At 61.2% G+C, this 16,097-nt stretch carries 16 protein-coding genes; 6 read left to right on the forward strand and 10 right to left on the reverse strand.

The window, feature by feature from the left end:
• Positions 1-42 precede the first annotated feature (42 nt).
• Complete coding sequence (gene rhlB, locus JMV15_RS00850; protein WP_014717018.1) at positions 43-1,509, reverse strand: ATP-dependent RNA helicase RhlB; 1,467 nt, start codon at positions 1,507-1,509, stop codon at positions 43-45.
• Positions 1,510-1,604: 95 nt separating this feature from the next.
• Complete coding sequence (locus JMV15_RS00855) at positions 1,605-2,261, reverse strand: alpha/beta hydrolase (protein WP_014717019.1); 657 nt, start codon at positions 2,259-2,261, stop codon at positions 1,605-1,607.
• Between the two features lie 346 nt (positions 2,262-2,607).
• Here JMV15_RS00855 and JMV15_RS00860 point away from each other — a divergent pair, with 346 nt between their 5' ends.
• From JMV15_RS00860 to JMV15_RS00875, 4 genes are all read left to right on the forward strand, one after another.
• Complete coding sequence (locus JMV15_RS00860; protein ID WP_014717020.1) at positions 2,608-3,639, forward strand: amino acid ABC transporter substrate-binding protein; 1,032 nt, start codon at positions 2,608-2,610, stop codon at positions 3,637-3,639.
• A 72-nt stretch (positions 3,640-3,711) separates the two neighbouring features.
• The gene (locus JMV15_RS00865) at positions 3,712-4,893 is read left to right on the forward strand and encodes an amino acid ABC transporter permease (protein WP_201491226.1); all 1,182 of its coding nucleotides are present in this window, start codon (positions 3,712-3,714) and stop codon (positions 4,891-4,893) included.
• Between the two features lie 10 nt (positions 4,894-4,903).
• A complete protein-coding gene (locus JMV15_RS00870; RefSeq protein WP_014717022.1) occupies positions 4,904-6,001 on the forward strand; it encodes an amino acid ABC transporter permease in 1,098 nt (365 codons plus the stop codon).
• 11 nt (positions 6,002-6,012) lie between these two features.
• On the forward strand, positions 6,013-6,777 hold the full coding sequence (locus JMV15_RS00875) for an amino acid ABC transporter ATP-binding protein (protein WP_003188759.1): 765 nt from the start codon (positions 6,013-6,015) through the stop codon (positions 6,775-6,777).
• 53 nt (positions 6,778-6,830) lie between these two features.
• Here JMV15_RS00875 and JMV15_RS00880 read toward each other — a convergent pair whose 3' ends face one another.
• Positions 6,831-7,313, reverse strand: coding sequence for a type II toxin-antitoxin system MqsA family antitoxin (locus tag JMV15_RS00880; RefSeq protein ID WP_014717023.1), 483 nt, complete (start codon positions 7,311-7,313; stop codon positions 6,831-6,833).
• On the reverse strand, positions 7,310-7,621 hold the full coding sequence (locus tag JMV15_RS00885; RefSeq protein WP_019817631.1) for a type II toxin-antitoxin system MqsR family toxin: 312 nt from the start codon (positions 7,619-7,621) through the stop codon (positions 7,310-7,312). The genes JMV15_RS00880 and JMV15_RS00885 overlap by 4 nt, the downstream gene beginning before the upstream one ends.
• A gap of 159 nt (positions 7,622-7,780) precedes the next feature.
• On the opposite strand from JMV15_RS00885, the gene JMV15_RS00890 reads away from it, so the two are divergent.
• The gene (locus JMV15_RS00890) at positions 7,781-8,440 is read left to right on the forward strand and encodes a FadR/GntR family transcriptional regulator (protein ID WP_019817632.1); all 660 of its coding nucleotides are present in this window, start codon (positions 7,781-7,783) and stop codon (positions 8,438-8,440) included.
• Positions 8,430-9,695, forward strand: coding sequence for a CynX/NimT family MFS transporter (locus tag JMV15_RS00895; RefSeq protein WP_014717026.1), 1,266 nt, complete (start codon positions 8,430-8,432; stop codon positions 9,693-9,695). Before JMV15_RS00890 ends, JMV15_RS00895 begins: the two co-directional genes overlap by 11 nt.
• Here the strand turns inward: JMV15_RS00895 and JMV15_RS00900 are convergent.
• The 6 genes from JMV15_RS00900 to JMV15_RS00925 form a co-directional block, all read right to left on the reverse strand.
• The gene (locus JMV15_RS00900; RefSeq protein WP_019817633.1) at positions 9,692-10,333 is read right to left on the reverse strand and encodes a DUF1120 domain-containing protein; all 642 of its coding nucleotides are present in this window, start codon (positions 10,331-10,333) and stop codon (positions 9,692-9,694) included. The genes JMV15_RS00895 and JMV15_RS00900 overlap by 4 nt on opposite strands.
• Positions 10,334-10,344: 11 nt before the next feature.
• Entirely contained in the window at positions 10,345-11,484 is a 1,140-nt protein-coding gene (locus JMV15_RS00905; RefSeq protein WP_370694789.1) for a DUF1120 domain-containing protein, read from the reverse strand.
• Between the two features lie 11 nt (positions 11,485-11,495).
• Positions 11,496-13,931 carry a fimbria/pilus outer membrane usher protein gene (locus tag JMV15_RS00910; protein WP_231982322.1) on the reverse strand — a complete coding sequence of 812 codons (2,436 nt, stop codon included), beginning with the start codon at positions 13,929-13,931 and terminating at the stop codon, positions 11,496-11,498.
• 119 nt (positions 13,932-14,050) lie between these two features.
• Positions 14,051-14,755: a fimbria/pilus chaperone family protein gene (locus JMV15_RS00915; protein ID WP_014717030.1), complete on the reverse strand. Its 705-nt coding sequence runs from the start codon at positions 14,753-14,755 to the stop codon at positions 14,051-14,053.
• Between the two features lie 28 nt (positions 14,756-14,783).
• Positions 14,784-15,467 (reverse strand): DUF1120 domain-containing protein, encoded by a 684-nt coding sequence (locus JMV15_RS00920; RefSeq protein ID WP_019817635.1) that lies wholly within the window; start codon positions 15,465-15,467, stop codon positions 14,784-14,786.
• 3 nt (positions 15,468-15,470) lie between these two features.
• Positions 15,471-16,091, reverse strand: a complete 621-nt coding sequence (locus tag JMV15_RS00925) for a DUF1120 domain-containing protein (protein WP_019817636.1) — start codon at positions 16,089-16,091, stop codon at positions 15,471-15,473.
• Positions 16,092-16,097: the final 6 nt, after the last annotated feature.

Here is a 16,097-nt window from a genome sequence, read left to right on the forward strand (position 1 = left end):
GCAGGCAAGCCAGCTCCCACATTTTTTTATCGCATTCCTGTATCAGGGGCGTTTGCGTTCTACAGCCCGCAGCAAGTGCGTCGGCGGCGTCTCGCAGCTGATCTTGCGCCCCAGCAACGCCTCGATGGACGGCAGCTGGTACGAGTCATCTTCCCCTGCAAAGCTGATCGACACACCCGCTGCCCCGGCACGTCCGGTACGGCCAATGCGGTGCACATAGTCGTCCGGCACTTCCGGCAGGGTGAAGTTGATCACGTGGCTGATGCCGTCGATATGAATACCGCGACCGGCTACATCGGTAGCCACCAGCACGCGGATCTTGCCTTCACGGAAGCCTTCCAGGGTCTTGATGCGCTTGTGCTGCGGCACATCACCCGACAGTTGCGCAGCGTTGACGCCGTCGCGCACCAGGCGCTCTTCAATGCGGCGCACTTCGTCCTTGCGGTTGGCGAAGACCATCACGCGTTCCCAACCGTTGTCGTTGACCAGGTTGTAGAGCAGCTTGTACTTGTCGGCACCGGCGACGGCGTAGATATGCTGCTCGACGTTTTCGCTGGCAACGTTGAGTGCTTCGATCTCGACGATGGATGGGTCGGTGGTCCACTGCTTGGCGAGGTTCATCACGTCTTCGGTGAAAGTCGCGGAGAACAGCAAAGTCTGACGCTCGGCTTTCGGCGGCGTCTGACGAATGATCTGGCGTACTTGCGGGATAAAGCCCATGTCGAGCATGCGGTCGGCTTCGTCCAGTACCATCACTTCGACCATGTCCAGGTGCACGTCGCCACGCTGGTTGAAGTCGAGCAGGCGGCCCGGGGTGGCGACGAGGATGTCGCAATGACGGGCCTCAAGGTGCTTGAGCTGCTTGTCGAAGTCCATGCCGCCCACGAACGTCATGACGTTGAGGCCGGTGTACTTGGTCAGGTCGGCGGCGTCCTTGGCGATCTGCACCACCAGCTCCCGGGTCGGGGCGATGATCAGCGCACGCGGTTCACCCATGTAGCGCTCTTTGGGCGGCGGCGTTTGCAGCAGTTGGGTGATGATCGAGATCAGGAACGCGGCGGTCTTGCCGGTGCCGGTCTGGGCGCGGCCGATGGCGTCTTTGCCCGCGAGGGTGAAGCCCAGCACTTGCGCCTGGATGGGCGTGCAGTACGGGAAACCCAGGTCCTGGATGGCGTGCATCAGTTCCGGGGCCAGTTTGAAATCGTGGAAGCGGGTCTTGCCTTCCTGGGGTTCGACGACGAAGTCTTCGAGTTTCCAGGGGGTCACGGGCGGCTTGGGCGCACGTTCGCGACGGGGCTTGGCCACAGGCGTCGGGGCGGGCTCGGCAGGCTTTACCTGTTCAGGCGGCGTCACCGTGGTTTTGCTCGGTGAGGCGGCGGGTGCGTTCCGGCCGGGCTGTTGACCGTCATTGCGGTTGCCGGGCTTGGGGGCAGGAGCACTGGGAACAGGCGCGAGCGGCTCAGCCTCGCTTTTGCCGAACATCTTCTTGAGTGCTTTGAGCACGGTCATCTCATTAATTGGTTAAGGAATGTACGCCGGCCAGTGTAATGCAAGAATCGAGCGCGGCGTAGTGCGTCTGTCATACGGCTACATAAACACGGGGTTCAGCGCAGGCGTTCAGTCAGCCAGGTGCCAATATCGTGTATCTCTTGGGGTAACACTTCGTGGCCCATTGGGTATTCCTGCCATGTCACGGTGACACCACGGCCCTTCAAATGCTCGTAGGCGCTGCGGCCCATGGCGTTTTGTACCACTTCGTCGTACTGGCCGTGCAGGCACAGCGTGGGGATGCGTTGCTGGCTGGCGGATAATTCCAGCTCATTATCGAAGGTGGGCGCATAGGTGGAGAGGGCGATCACACCGCCCAAGGGGCCCTCCCATTTCTTAAACGCGGTGTGGAAGACCACCGCGCCACCTTGAGAAAAACCGGCGAGGAAAATTCGCGAGGTGTCTATTCCGGTTCTCTGTTGCGCCTCGATCAGGTCGGTGACCATTTTTGCCGACGCTTCCAGTTCTTCCAGGCTGATCGAACGGGCCGGGCTCATGGCCTTGATGTCGTACCAGCTAGGCATCTCGTAGCCACCATTAATGGTCACCGGACGCGTAGGTGCCTGGGGCAAAACGAAGCGGGTGGTTAGCAGGGTTTCCTGCAGGGCTTCGGCCACCGGCAAGAAGTCGTAGCGATCGGCGCCCAGGCCATGCAACCAGATAACGCAGGCGTCTGCGGGCTTGGCGGGCTGAAGAATCAAGGGTTCGGTCATGTCTGCTCCATAGATGTGCGGGCGCTCCGATGAGGTGCGTCGGAACGGTGCGCAACAGGTTGATCTGTTAAGAGAATGTCGCAAGGCTGAATCTTTTGCCATGTAACCGCAGTTGCAGCCACTCGACCAAGACTCTGGTACGCGCCTTGCTATGTGTAGCTCGATGTCAGAACTCTCCTAGGACGGTAACACTATCAGTGACTGCCGCCTGTGGGAAAGCAACTGGAATTACCGCAAAAACCTCATGCTGCTTGGCCCCAAAAAAAACCAACACGGGTCGATATCGCCTCATAAGGGTGCGCTGAGGTTGGAGCTCCGACACAACAAGAGCAATTGGAGGTTTGTAATGAAGGTATTGAAATCCACCCTGGCCATCGTCTCTGCGGCGGCTGTACTGGGTGTCAGTGGTTTTGCCCACGCGGGCGCCACCCTGGACGCCGTGCAGAAGAAAGGCTTTGTGCAGTGCGGTGTGAGTGACGGCCTGCCGGGTTTCTCGGTGCCGGATGCCAGCGGCAAGATCCTCGGGATCGACGCTGACTATTGCCGCGCGGTGGCGGCTGCCGTATTTGGCGATGCCACCAAGGTCAAGTTCAGCCAGTTGAACGCCAAGGAGCGTTTCACCGCGCTTCAATCCGGCGAAGTCGACATCCTGTCGCGCAACACCACCATGACCAGCTCGCGTGACGCGGGCATGGGCCTGAAATTCCCGGGCTTCATTACCTACTACGACGGCATCGGCTTTCTGGTGAACAACAAGCTGGGCGTGAAAAGTGCCAAGGAACTGGATGGTGCAACCATCTGCATCCAGGCCGGTACCACCACCGAGCTGAACGTTTCCGACTATTTCCGCGCCAACAACCTCAAATACACCCCGATCACCTTCGACACCTCCGATGAAAGCGCCAAGTCGCTGGAATCCGGGCGTTGCGACGTACTGACTTCCGACAAGTCCCAGCTGTTCGCCCAGCGCAGCAAGCTGGCCTCGCCGAAAGACTACGTGGTGCTGCCGGAAACCATTTCCAAGGAGCCCCTGGGCCCGGTCGTGCGTAACGGCGATGACGAGTGGCTGGCCATCGTGCGCTGGGTGGGCTACGCCATGCTCAACGCGGAAGAGGCCGGTGTGACCTCCAAGAACGTCGAGGCTGAAGCCAAGGCCACCAAGAACCCGGACGTTGCGCGTCTGCTCGGTGCCGACGGCGAATACGGCAAAGATCTGAAAGTGAAGAAGGACTGGGTGGTACAGATCGTCAAGCAAGTGGGTAACTACGGCGAGATGTTCGAGCGCAACCTGGGCAAGAGCACGCCGCTGGAAATCGACCGTGGCCTGAACGCCCTGTGGAACAACGGCGGCATTCAATACGCACCCCCTGTGCGCTGATCGCTGATGGTTCTGTCACCCGGTAGGCCAACTGCCGGGTGATGTTCTGTTCCATTATTTTCGGGGCACTTCATGCAAAATAAAATCGGCGCACCCAAGCAGAAGCTCAGCTTCAGCGACCCCAAAGTGCGTGCGTGGCTGTTCCAGATCATCACGATCATGGCGGTGGTCTCGCTGGGCTGGTACCTGTTCCATAACACCCAGACCAACCTGCAACACCGGGGCATCACCTCGGGTTTCGACTTTCTTGAGCGCAGTGCCGGCTTCGGCATCGCGCAGCACTTGATCGACTACACCGAATCGGACAGCTATGCCCGGGTGTTTGTCATCGGCCTGCTCAACACTTTGCTGGTGACCGTCATCGGTGTGGTGCTGGCAACCCTGCTCGGCTTCATCATCGGCGTGGCGCGCTTGTCGCCTAACTGGATGATCAACAAGCTGGCGACGGTGTACGTGGAGGTGTTCCGCAATATTCCGCCGCTGTTGCAGATCCTGTTCTGGTACTTCGCGGTGTTCCTGACCATGCCAGGGCCGCGCAACAGCCATAACTTCGGTGACACCTTCTTTGTCAGCAGCCGTGGCCTGAACATGCCGGCAGCGCTGGCCTCTGACGGGTTCTGGCCGTTTGTCGCCAGCCTGGTGGTCGCCATCGTTGCCATCGTGCTGATGACCCGCTGGGCCAACAAGCGCTTTGAGGCGACGGGGGTTCCCTTCCATAAATTCTGGGCGGGCCTGGCGCTGCTGGTGGTAATCCCGACGCTGTGCGTGTTGATCTTCGGCACGCCGCTGCATTGGGAAATGCCCAAGCTTGCGGGCTTCAACTTCGTCGGTGGCTGGGTGCTGATCCCAGAGTTGTTGGCGTTGACCCTGGCGTTGACTGTGTACACGGCGGCGTTTATTGCGGAGATCGTGCGCTCGGGCATCAAGTCCGTCAGCCATGGCCAGACCGAAGCGGCACGTTCACTAGGCCTGCGCCCGGGGCCGACGCTGCGCAAGGTCATCATCCCGCAAGCGCTGCGCGTGATCATTCCGCCGCTGACCAGCCAATACCTGAACCTGGCGAAAAACTCGTCGTTGGCCGCCGGTATCGGTTATCCGGAAATGGTTTCGCTGTTTGCCGGCACGGTGCTCAACCAGACCGGCCAGGCCATTGAAGTCATTGCCATCACCATGAGCGTGTACCTGGCGATCAGCATCAGCATCTCCCTGCTGATGAACTGGTACAACAAGCGCATTGCGCTGATCGAGCGGTGAGGACACACCCATGACTACGCATACGTTCAAACCTGACATGCCACCGCCGAGCAAAGTCTTCGGGCCGGTGGCCTGGATGCGCGCCAACTTGTTCTCGAGCTGGCTCAATACACTGCTGACCTTGCTGGCGATCTACCTGGTGTACCTGGTGGTGCCACCGATCCTGCACTGGGCCATCCTCGATGCCAACTGGGTGGGCACCACCCGCGCCGACTGCACCAAGGAGGGCGCCTGCTGGGTGTTTATCCAACAGCGCTTCGGGCAGTTCATGTATGGCTACTACCCCGTCGACCTGCGCTGGCGCGTGGACATGACGGTGTGGCTGGCCATCGTGGGCGTGGCGCCGTTGTTCATCTCGCGTTTCCCTCGCAAGGCGATCTACGGCCTGGGCTTTCTGGTGTTGTACCCGATCATCGCCTACTGCTTGCTGCACGGCGGCGTGTTCGGCCTGAGTAATGTGGCGACCAGCCAATGGGGCGGCCTGATGCTGACCCTGGTGATCGCCACCGTGGGCATTGCCGGCGCCTTGCCGCTGGGCATTGTGCTGGCGCTGGGACGGCGTTCGAACATGCCCGCCATTCGGGTGGTCTGCGTGACCTTCATCGAGTTCTGGCGCGGCGTGCCGTTGATCACCGTGCTGTTCATGTCGTCGGTGATGCTGCCGCTGTTCCTGCCTGAAGGCATGAACTTCGACAAGCTGCTGCGGGCGCTGATCGGTGTGATCCTGTTCCAGTCGGCCTATGTGGCCGAAGTGGTGCGCGGTGGTTTGCAGGCGATTCCCAAGGGCCAATACGAAGCCGCTGCGGCGATGGGACTGGGCTACTGGCGCAGCATGGGCCTGGTGATCTTGCCGCAGGCCTTGAAGATGGTGATCCCAGGGATCGTCAACACCTTCATCGCCCTGTTCAAGGACACCAGCCTCGTGATCATCATCGGCCTGTTCGACCTGCTCAACAGCGTCAAGCAAGCCGCCGCCGACCCCAAATGGCTGGGCATGGCCACTGAAGGCTACGTGTTCGCCGCCCTGGTGTTCTGGATTTTCTGTTTTGGTATGTCGCGCTATTCCATGCATCTGGAACGCAAGCTCGACACAGGCCACAAGCGTTAGGAGTTCTTTTTATGAGCGAAGCAATCAAACAGCCTGTGAGCCCTGAAGGCATTATCCAGATGCAGGGCGTCAACAAATGGTACGGCCAGTTCCATGTGTTGAAAGACATCAACCTCAACGTCAAGCAGGGCGAGCGTATTGTGCTGTGCGGCCCTTCGGGGTCGGGCAAGTCCACCACCATCCGCTGCCTCAACCGCCTGGAAGAGCACCAGCAGGGCCGCATTGTGGTCGATGGCGTGGAGCTGACCAACGACCTCAAGCAGATCGAAGCGATCCGCCGTGAAGTCGGCATGGTGTTCCAGCACTTCAACCTGTTCCCGCATTTGACCATCCTGCAAAACTGCACGCTGGCGCCGATGTGGGTGCGCAAGATGCCCAAGCGCAAGGCCGAGGAAATCGCCATGCACTACCTGGAGCGTGTGCGCATTCCGGAGCAGGCCCACAAGTTTCCCGGGCAGCTTTCGGGTGGCCAGCAACAGCGCGTGGCGATTGCCCGCGCGCTGTGCATGAAGCCCAAAATCATGTTGTTCGATGAGCCGACGTCGGCGCTGGATCCTGAGATGGTGAAAGAGGTGCTGGACACCATGATCGGCCTGGCTGAAGACGGCATGACCATGTTGTGCGTGACCCACGAAATGGGCTTTGCCCGCACCGTGGCCAACCGCGTGATCTTCATGGACAAGGGCGAGATCGTGGAACAGGCGGCACCGAATGACTTCTTTGATAACCCGCAGAATGAGCGGACCCGGTTGTTCTTGAGCCAGATACTGCATTGATGGAGTGTTAAAAATAAACCCGGCCTAGTGCCGGGTTTGTTTTTTGCCCTCAGTCAGGGCGTCGTCGCGATCTCGTGTTCTTTGTGGGTTGTATGCGTGGTGTTACGCATATCAGCACCCTCACTCAAGGTTTTTGCATCAACGAGCAGATGCGGGTGGCGATCAAGCAAGCGCATAAGCACGACGAGGGATTTTGGCGCCAGCAGCTCACCGCGTTCGTAACGTGAAAGTGCGTTATGTCCGCCGCCGGAAAGCAGTTGCACAGTGTCCTTTTGTGAAAGATGCAATTTGCGACGAATGCGCTTTATCTCGTTACCGATCATTCGTCTGAAGCTGTAGACCATCTCATCACAGTGATCTGAATAGCGGTCCGCGTCTTCAGGGTCAAAGATCACCTCACCACAACTTTGGCACTCCCAGCCTGAAAGGTTGTCGATTCGGCGGTGCAAGCCTTTGACTTCCGATGTTTCGCTGCGACCCGAAAAATGCCGCATTCCGTCATGCTGGCCGCAGCTGAAGCACTGTTCTGTCTTCATAGGTTACTCTCCTTGAAGGAGATCACCGGAGGTTTACCGTCCGTGCGGTACGTCACCTTGATGTAGATCTCCAGGCCATGTGAGTGAATGTGATAAACGTCTTGCCAGACGCAATGGTCGCCATAACTTGTCATGGATTTAAACAGCATCTTGCCCGTTAGCTTGTAAACAACCTCCTGCATTTGCGTGATGCTCAGATCGAGCTTTTCCCCGCAGTTGCGTGCTGTTTTGGTAAAAGCTTGTTTTCCAAGCCGCCTGACATCCGCCTTGATCAGGGCCAAATCGTAATGAGGTGTGTACTTTTCCATAAGACACCTGAGTCCAATAATTACCCTCTAAGGGTAATTTTACCAATCGAAAATACTGCTCCTTTTCCTGCCTAAGAACCCTAGTGCGTTGCCTTTGTAGGCAACTCCGAATAGCCTGTAGGAAAATTCATCCTATGATTGGACGAAAGCGCTAAACCCATGACAGACATCGCCCCGCTGATCAAACGCTCCCTGGTCGACCAGGCCCTGGAGCAACTGCGCCTGCGCATCTCCCAAGGCGTATGGGCCATCGGCGAGCGCCTGCCCACCGAGCCCGAGTTGTCCGCCGAGCTGGGGATCAGCCGTAACACCGTGCGCGAGGCCATGCGGGTATTGGCCTTCTCTGGCTTGATCGACATTCGCCAGGGCGATGGTAGTTACCTGCGCTCGATGACCGACCCGCTGGGCACAATGCGGGCGCTGTCTCATTGCACGCTGGAGCAGGCGCAGGAGACGCGTCAGATTCTGGAAGTGGAGGCCATCGGCCTGGCTGCGTTGCGTCGTACCGAAGCGGACCTTACGGCGTTGCGCAAGGCGCTCGACCTCAGCGCCGAGCGTTATCACGGTGACCTGGAGGCCTATATCAGTGCCGACCTGATCTTCCACCAGCACTTGGTGGATGCGGCGCACAACCCAGCCTTGAGCGAGCTGTACCACTACTTCTCCGCCATTGTCGGCGCGCAGCTGCGCCAGACCCTGAACCGCTCACCGCGACGCCAGGCGGTGTTCGACCTGCATGGAGCGCTACTCGATGCGGTGGAACAACAAGACCCGGACCGCGCCAAATCCCTCTGCCGGCAGTTGATCAATGAACCCTGAAGCCCCACGCAAGACCGAACTCGAAGAACTGTTGATCGACGCCGAAGCTGACGACGACAGCGTGCAGCAGGCGCAGCCGAGCGTGGTTCGGCCATGGCTGCTGTTGCTGGGCCTGGTGTTGGTGGCCTTGAACCTGCGCCCGGCCTTGTCGAGCCTGTCGCCGTTGCTGGCAGAGGTTTCGAGCAGTTTAGGCCTGTCCGCCGCCAAGGCCGGTTTACTAACCACCTTGCCGGTGCTGTGCCTGGGCCTGTTTGCACCTACCGCGCCGATGCTGGCCCGGCGTTTCGGCGCCGAGCGCGTGGTGCTCGGCATCCTGCTGACCCTGGCCGCGGGGATCATCCTGCGCAGTTCGTTCGGTGAGGTGGGGTTGTTCCTCGGTAGCCTGGTTGCAGGTGCCAGCATTGGCATCATCGGCGTGTTGCTGCCGGGTATCGTCAAGCGCGATTTCGCCAGCCAGGCCGGCGCCATGACCGGTGTCTACACCATGGCGTTGTGCTTGGGCGCCGCCATGGCGGCCGGTGCCTCGGTGCCACTGAGCCACGCCTTTGGCGACAGTTGGAAGATCGGCCTGGGCTTCTGGATCCTGCCGGCCCTGGTGGCGGCCCTGGTCTGGTTGCCCCAGGTTGGGCAGAAGCACGGAGCCCATCGTGTGGCCTATCGTGTGAAGGGTTTATTGCGCGATCCGCTGGCCTGGCAGGTCACCCTGTACATGGGCCTGCAGTCGTCACTGGCCTACATCGTGTTCGGCTGGTTGCCGTCGATCCTGATTGGCCGCGGCCTGAGCGCGACCGAAGCCGGGTTGGCGCTGTCGGGCTCGATTATCGTGCAACTGCTCAGCTCCCTGGCCGCGCCGTGGCTGGCGACGCGGGGCAAGGACCAGCGCCTGGCGATCGTGGTGGTGATGCTGTTGACGCTCGGCGGCTTGTTCGGGTGCCTGTACGCGCCGCTGGATGGCCTGTGGGGTTGGGCGATTGTGCTGGGCCTGGGGCAGGGCGGGACGTTCAGCCTGGCGCTGACCCTGATCGTGTTGCGTTCACGCGATTCCCATGTGGCGGCCAACCTGTCGAGCATGGCCCAAGGCATTGGCTACACCCTGGCCTCCCTCGGCCCTTTCGCGGTCGGCCTGGTACATGACTGGACCGGCGGCTGGACGGCTATCGGCTGGATCTTCGCCGTGATCGGCCTGGGCGCTATCGTCGCGGGCCTCGGCGCCGGCCGTGCGCGCTATGTGCAAGTCACCAGCGAGAAAGTCTAGAGATACACCACTTCCAGCGTGGCCGAGCCATCGAGCGGTGTTTCTACGCTCAAGTCCAGATTCTTGCGCGCATTGATCACGGTCTGCACCGTCACCATGCCTCCCAGGATACCGATCGCCGTGGGCCCGCTGACGCTGCCCTCGACGTCCGTGAAGCCCAGGTAGCTCCTGGAGCCGATGTCGATGGGGTTGAGGTTGGAGGTTCGCCACGCCAGGCCACCGGTGGTGGATTCAGTGCCGTAGATCTGTGCGGTGTTGCTGGCCTGCGTCTGCCGAGGGTCGAAGGTCATGGAGTAGACGCCCAGGCGGTTACCGCTGTTATCGAACCCCAACCCGTAGTAAATCTCGCTGTTGACCATGGCCGAGCCGTCGCGGTTGTCAGCCATGCGCAAGGCATAGCGCACGGGGCCGTTGCAGGCAATGCCGATGTGCAGGCTCTTGACAGGCAGGCGCGTGGCGGTCTCCAGGTTCAGATCTTGTTGGGCAATCTTGCCGTAGTCGATCAGGCCGCCGCTGGAGAGTTGTGGCAAGCAGGCGGCGGGAATGATCAGGCCCTGGACGCTCAGGTCAACCGTGGAGGCCGCCAGTGCCTGGGCGCTGCCGCATAAAAGCAGGCTGCAAAGAAGGTGTCTTTTCATGATGCGAACTCCTACAAGTAGACAATTTCGAGAGTGCCGGACCCATTGATGCGCACGACATCACGCAGATCCAGGCTTTGCATGGGCGCCAGATACGTCTTGATGCGCATCGTGCCGGTCAGTGTCTGCATGGACACCGGCCCGGTGGTGACACCTGTCTTGTCGGTAAAACCCAGCAGGCTGTTGGCCGCCATGGGGATCTGCCGGGCGGTGGAACTGCTCCACGCCACGCCATTGCTGGTGGAGTCGGTGCGGTACAAGGTGGGAAAGCTATCGGCGCTGAATTCCCCCGGGTCGATGGTCAAATAAAAACGCCCGATTTTGTTACGGCTGGCGTCCAAGTCCAGTCCATAGGCCGTTTCATCAGTGCCGCCGGTGGCCGAACCGTCGCGGTTGTCTTTCATGCGCAGGCCAAAGCGGATCGGCGCGTCGCAGCTCACGTTCAGGCGCAGCGTACGAGTGGGCAGGGGTGTTTCGTTGGTGGCGCTGAGGTCCTTGGCGTACAACGTGCCATAGTCGACCACGCCGTGGTCCGACAGTGTCGGCAGGCAAGCAACGGGCGCAAAGTGCGCGCGCAGCGTCAGTTCCCGGTAGCGGCCGTGGCTTGCGCCGTACAGCATTCCAGAGACTTCCCAGGTAGTTGCGTCTCTGGCTTGTATTGCCGCCACACCGGCCCAGGCGCGTAGCGTCAGTTGCAACGAAAGGGTTTTGCCCATGAGCACGGCACCTTGTTCAATTGGTGCGATGCCGTGCCCGGGGCGCCACTCCAGTACCGTTGCACTCATCACGGGGGGCTGGCCGGCAGCGGTCAGCAAGCCCAATTCAACGGCGCGACCGTCGAGCACGGCATTGCCGACCTCGATGGCATAGCTGCCGTGTTCGGTAAATTGCAGGCGCTGCGGGGTGGCAGCCAGCGCACGATAGAAGAGGCTGAGGTCTTCGGCCTGGGGGCAGTTGACGTTCACGCTCAGGCGGCGCTCACCGAGCAAGCGTTCCGGCGCGCCGTCGTGTTGCGCAAGACGGTTCATCAGACCGAAATCAACCTGAGCTTCGCTGACGTTCAGTTGGCATTCTTCCAAGGCTTGGGCCGTGCCGGCGATGCCGAGCAGTAGCCACATACAGAGTGAGCGCATACAGGTTGCAAGGGGCATGACAGAAATCCTCAAGGTACGCGGCAACGTGCGGGAGCCGATTCGAAGTACACCGACGGGTCGGCTTTGGCTGCCAGTTGGTAGTGCAACTGGCAACGGCCTCCCAGGGGTGTGGTTATCCACAGCGTCGTTTGATCCAGTACGTTGGGCAGGAAGACCTGGCTGCCGTCCTGCACCAAGGTCACAAACTCACCACTGGCACTGCTGACGGAGGCGCCCGCAGGCAGCGGCGAGCCGTCGTCGTGACTGACGGTGAGCAACACACGGCGGGTCAAACCGACGCCGAACTCGACCCTGTCCACCGCGCCGCGTCCGGCCGAGATCATTGCCAGGCCGTTGTTGATATCGGCATTGCGCGGCAGCGAGCGGGTCTGGACTTCCACCGGGCTGCGCCCGTACGCGGCTACTTGCGGCACCACGGCCTGGCCTTGCCAGTCGGTCCAGACCGGCCCGCTGGGGGTACTGAGCTTGATGCCGCTCATGTCGCCGACGGACACCAGGGCAAAGGTGTCGCGCACCGGGTAGGGGGAAAGGGTCACGCCGCCACCGTGCATCACCACTGCACCGCGGGCCCCCCCTTGATAACTGGAGCGCTCGGCATCGGAGCGGCTGTAGCTGAAGTCGAGCTGGCTGTAGCGTGGCAACGCCGAGACGCCGACGGTGGTTTCCACCTGATGATCGCTGCTGTCATGTTCGGCGCTGACCCGGTAGCTGAGCTGGTCGTCGATCTGTTCGGTCACGCCCATGCCGGTGCGGTTTTCGCCGCCGGAGTTGCGTACCCAACTGCGCAGTCGGCGACTCTCGCCCAGCGGCACACTGATGTTGAGGTAAACCGCGTTATCTTGTTGCTGGCTGCCGCCCATTTGCCATTCGGCGCTGGCTGACAAAGACACCGCGCCAATACTGGTGCCCCAGGATGCCAATGCGCGGCTGCTGCTGTCGCCGGCGAAGTTGGATGAGCGCGAAACCCCGGCGCTGAATGCACCCAGTATTGGGTGCGACCACCCCAGGTTGAGGCTTTGCTGGTCGCGGTAGCGTGAAGCGCGATTGCGGTCGTCGCGCTCGTAGGTGCTCTCTTCGAGTTCGCGGTAGCCGGGGCTGCGCCAGGAATTGGCGGCGCTGAATGACCACTGTTCGTTGAGGCGCTGGGACCAGGAAAGATCGGTTTGCACACCGGAGACTTTTTCACGCGCCTGGGTGTTGGACACTTGCGTGGACAGTTGGACCTGACTGTCCAGCCAGGGAATCCAGCCCAGGCTGGCGCCCACCGAGCGGTATTCGCTGGCCGCCAGCACGCCGCTGCCCAGGGTCACTTGAGGATGCAGGGCGCCTGTCCAGCCGGCACTGACCACCCAAGGATCATCCCCTTTGGCGTCGCCGACATTACGTACCCGGCCCGCCGCCACGGAGTAACCCGGCGCTGGCAACCCGAGACCCAGCATGGCCGCCGGCACAGTGAAGCGTCGCTCACCGCCGACACTTTCCTTGACCGTGACCTCCACATCCGAGCGCGTGTTCAACCGGCGCACATCGGACAGGACAAAGGGGCCGGCAGGCACCACGGTGGAGTGAATCAACGCACCGTTCTGCCGCACTTCGACCTGTGCGGGACTGTTGGCGATACCTTGAATCAGCGCACCCTGGCCCTGCTCCTGAAGGGCGTGTTCGGTGAGCACTTGCACCCCGGTGATCTGTGCGCCGGACAGCACCGGGTTATACAGATTGATCTGCCCGGCCTGAAGCACTGCCTGATGGCTGGCGAAGGTGCGTTGAGCATAGGCTTCCAAGTGGGTGCTGCGTGACAGGCCATCCTGCCAGGTCTGCACCTGGCGACTGCGCACGATCCAGTCGCCGGCATTGAAACCCACCTCGGTATTGGCCGAGCCGAACCGGCTGGCGTCATCGCCGAAGCGGTTGTAGAAGCCGCTGAGGTCGTAATTGAGTAGCCCGGCAAATCCGCCGGTTTCGTAGCCGGAAATATCCTGCCGCACCGGGCGCAGCGCTTCGGTGGGCACCACCAGGGATACCGTCAGTGTCGCCGGATCCGGCTCCACCAGGCTTTGCGGATATTGCCCAAGGAAGTCCTGGCAACCTTCGGTTTCACTGGGCAGCTGCAGGTTGGCGGCGTCCAGCAAGGCCCGGTCAAAGCACAGGTTGCCCTGCTGATCAAAACTGACATCATGCCGGCCGCGTCGCTCGCCGTTGACCCGCAGGTGGACGGTATGTCGCCCGGCGGCGAAGCGCGGTGCGGCCAGCAACAGGCTGGCCAGCTGTGGGTCAATGCCACGTTGATGCAAGGTCTGGGTGTCGAAGCCGGCCGGGCTCGAATCATCGGCCCAGGCCTTGGTCGACAGCACTGCGCACAGCAGCAGCGCCAACGGCAACGGCGGTCGGGCAAGGATGGCGGGCACGGCTTCGCCGTCACGGTAACTCAATACTGTTATCACGCAAGGTACTCTTGTAGTGAACACTCAGGCCGTGTGCGCCCGGCGTCCTGGTGACGGTCGATATGCCGTCACTTCGTTATCCAGGCGTCGGTCGATGGTGCGACGCCTGTGGTTTTCCGTCAGAGGGTGATCGGTGCGTCGTAGGCCTTGACCGCAAAGCCATACACCGTGGCCGGCTGCAGCCTGACTGTGCTGGCCTGGCCACCGCTGGCCGGTACGCTGATGGCTTCGCCCGGCAGCACGTAGGTGCGCGGCAGCATGGCTTTGCCGTTACCTGGCAACAGCAGCAGCTCCTGCGCCAGGCGCACCACATAGGGCGTGTCATTGCGCACCTGCAACTGGCCGTCGCGCAGGGTCCATGTCAGGTCGGTCCACGGTGTGCGGTTCGGCGCCAGGCCCTTGGGGTGCACGATTACCGGCAGGTTCTGGCGCACAGTCACGCCCACGCGGGCATGCCCGGCGGCAGTGGCGGCGCGACCTTGCGGCATGCCTTCGAACACGGCGCGTTTGAGTCGCTGAGTGAGCAGCGGCTGCTGGTTCTGCAGGATGAACCGCACCAGCTGGGATTTGGACGCCTCAACCCGTGACAACGGCGGTGTCACCACCAGCAGCGGCTCGGTGTCTTCTGGAATATCCAGCAAGGTCACATGCAGCAGCGCGAGCTGGCTGTCGGTGTTGGTCACCGACACGGCGGCTTCGCCCTCGGCTTCGTGCACGATCACCACGGAGGTGTCGGGTACCATGCCATCGGCTTTTACTGGATTACCCAGCACCAGTAGCAGGGCCAGGGCGCCGACGGCGGTGTTTGAGCGTGTCATGGTCATGACGGTTTTCCATTAGGCGATAGTTGGGTCAGAGGTAGCGCAAATCCAGGACGATGGAGCCGTCCAGAGGGACTTCCTGGTCCAGTGTCAGGTACTGCGAAAAGTTGATGGCCGTGTCCACCTGCAGCCTGACCAGCAACTGGCTGATGAACTCGGGCTGACGGTCACCGGGCGGCGCGAAGGCCATGTAGGAGCGTGGATAGGCATTGGGGTCTTGTGACCAGGTCTCGCCGCTGTTGATGGAGGCCAGTACCTGCAGCGGCTGTGAGTCGCCCAGGGCGTCGCGATAGGACAACGCTACGGAACCGAGACGCTCCTCAGGGGCGTGTATGTTTCTTCCCAGCCCATAGAAGTAGTCGGGCGCCAGTGACGACTCGGCACGATTGTCGATGCCCACCAATGCAAACAGCATGGGCCGGGCGCACAGCACGTGCAGATCAAGCATCTGGCTGGGCAGCACGGTGAACTCGTCGACGTTGAGGCTGTGGGACGGGATCTTGCCGTGATCGACAATGCCCTCGTCCGTCAGCTCGATATGACAGGCGTCCGGTGTGACCCGGCCGGTTACCGTGAGGTCGACGAACGAGCCCGCGTGTGCCTGTAACGCGATGAGCAGGCACAGTACGGCGGCACAGAGACGGGCGGGTGCAGCCAACACAGGCATCGGCAGGCGCAGCCCATGCCTGTCAATGTTCAAGGGATGGGCCGCCATGGGTTAAAGGTACTTCACTTCAAGGGTGGCGGAGCCGTCGATGGTGACCTCATTGCTCAGGTCCAGGCCATCGGCGCGATTAATGATGGTTTGCACTTCCAGGTCGAGGCTCAGGTCCTTGACCGCCAGTGGCTGGGTGTCGTCATCCATCGCGGCGACTGACATGTACAGGCCTGGGTCCCAGAACTTTTCCCTGTACCAGGTATTACCTTGGTCGCCCGACGCAATCGGCTGCACCACGACGCCACCTTCGGCAACCGGGTTGGCGAACGTCAGGATGTACCCGCCAAGCACCTGGGTCTCATTGATAAATCCAAGACCGTAACGTATCGAGCTGCCGGACGCTGCGCGGTTATCGATCGAGTGCAGAGCAAACTGGATCGGCGCGTCGCAATTGACCGCCATGCTCAGTGTGTTGTTGCCGATGACCGTATTTTTGTCCGGGTTCAGGTCCTTGGCGGAAATCTTGCCGTGGTCGATCACGCCACCACCGGACAGGCTCGGTGTACAGGCACTGGGCACGATCAGGCCTTTGACGGTCAGGTCAACGGTGGACGCGGCGAAGGTGGCGGCCGAGTTGAGCAGCAACAGGCTGGCGGCCAGGGTGGTCAAGCGGGTTTTCATGGTGCG

Source organism: Pseudomonas paracarnis (assembly GCF_904063055.1).
Taxonomy (GTDB): Bacteria; Pseudomonadota; Gammaproteobacteria; order Pseudomonadales; family Pseudomonadaceae; genus Aquipseudomonas; species Aquipseudomonas paracarnis.